Annotated in this window: 2 protein-coding genes and 1 pseudogene; all 3 read left to right on the top strand. The window is 72.2% G+C overall.

What is annotated here, in order from left to right:
• Positions 1-811 (top strand): alpha/beta hydrolase (locus G6020_RS13535; protein WP_182610974.1); only part of this gene is annotated, 811 nt, incomplete at its 5' end.
• A gap of 40 nt (positions 812-851) precedes the next feature.
• Positions 852-1,289, top strand: coding sequence for a nitroreductase family deazaflavin-dependent oxidoreductase (locus G6020_RS13530; RefSeq protein ID WP_182610973.1), 438 nt, complete (start codon positions 852-854; stop codon positions 1,287-1,289).
• A 57-nt stretch (positions 1,290-1,346) separates the two neighbouring features.
• Positions 1,347-1,610, top strand: a pseudogene (locus G6020_RS13525) (patatin); the annotation flags it as partial.

The following is a 1,610-nucleotide window of genomic DNA, read 5'->3' as shown; positions in this document are numbered from 1 at the left end:
CCGCACGCCGTGGCGGACGGTGCTCCTCCAGCCGTGGCCCCTCCGGCCGCGCGGCGTCGAGGCCCGCACCCACCTCGCCTACGGACCTGACGCCCGCGCGACCCGGTTCGACCTCTACACCGGGAGAGGGACCGAGAGCGTGCGCGGGGTGCTGATCCACATCCACGGCGGGCACTTCCGCGCGGGCGGGCCGAGCCGGGAGTCGCGGGCGATGCTCTTCGACCACGCGCTCCGCGGCTGGGCCGCGATCAGCACCACCTACCACCTCTCGTCCACGCCGGAGGCGGGCTTCCCCCAGCACCTGGTGGACGTCAAGAGGCTGATCCGCTGGATCCGCACGGAGGGCCCCGCGCACGGTATCCCGGCGGACGCCCCGATCGTGGTGGCGGGCAGCTCGGCCGGCGCGCACATCGCCATGATGACCGCTCTGACCGCCGGCGACCCGAGATTCCAACCCGGCTTCGAGGACCTGGACACCTCCCTGGCGGGTGCGATCGGGCTCTACGGCTACTACGGCCGTCTGGGCGCGGCGACCAAGGACCTCTCCGACCCGGTCCGCCACCCGGCGGAGGGCGCGCCCCCGATCGCGATCATCCACGGGACCGACGACATGTACACCCCGGTCAAGGGTTCGCGCAGGCTGGTGCGGCACCTGCGGGGCGGGTCGTCGAACCCCGTGGTCTACGCCGAACTCCCCGGCGCGCAGCACGGGTTCGACGCGGTGCAGTCCGCCCGCTACCTCGCGGTGATCGCGGCGCTCCGGAGGTTCACCGAGCCCCTCGCCGGGTCGGGCGTAATGTCGCCTCGGTGACGACCCACCGAGCGGGATCGCACTGACGAGAGAGGCCATCATGCCGTTGTCCGGCGAGTACGAGCCCAGCCCCAGCACGTGGGTGCGGGACCAGGTCGAGCAGTACGAGAAGAGCAACGGGGCGTCGGGCTCCGAGCTGTCGGGCATGCCGGTGGTCATCGTGACCACCGTGGGCAAGAAGTCGGGGAAGCTGCGCAAGACTCCCCTGATGCGGGTCGAGCACGACGGTTCCTACGCCGCCGTCGCCTCCCTGGGCGGCGCACCCACCCATCCGGTCTGGTACTGGAACATCAAGGCCCACCCGCACGTTGAGGTGCGGGACAAGGACCGGGTCGGTGACTTCCTCGCCCGCGAGGTGACCGGTGCGGAACGCGACCTGTGGTGGGATCGGGCGGTCGCGGTGTACCCCGACTACCGCGACTACCAGGAGAAGGCCGAGCGGACGATCCCCGTCTTCGTGCTCGACCCCCGGGACTGAGGTCCCTCACCACCGCACCCACCGATCCCGGTGCCCTGCCACCTCAGGAGGCCTCGAATGACCCGAACCGCCCTCGTCCTCGGATGCGGTGGCACCATCGGGGGCGCCTGGGCGATCGCGGCCATGCACGCCCTCGCCGAGCAGACCGGATTCGATCCCCGCGACGCCGACGTTCTGCTGGGCACCTCGGCGGGGGCCGAGTTGGTGACCATGGTGGGCGGCGGCGTCGGGGTCGACGAGCTGGTGGACATGCAGCGCGGACGGGCCCGGGACCCCAGGCTCCGCGAGCACATCGCGTCCACCCCGCCCGGCAGGCCGCCG

Source organism: Dietzia sp. B19 (genome assembly GCF_014145155.1).
GTDB classification, from domain to species: domain Bacteria; phylum Actinomycetota; class Actinomycetes; order Mycobacteriales; family Mycobacteriaceae; genus Dietzia; species Dietzia natronolimnaea.
This window is presented reverse-complemented; position numbering and strand designations above follow the sequence as displayed.

Bases quoted from the DNA above. Each gene is read 5' to 3' on its own strand.
- G6020_RS13530 (WP_182610973.1), top strand. From the start codon at position 852: ATGCCGTTGTCCGGCGAGTACGAGCCCAGCCCCAGCACGTGGGTGCGG.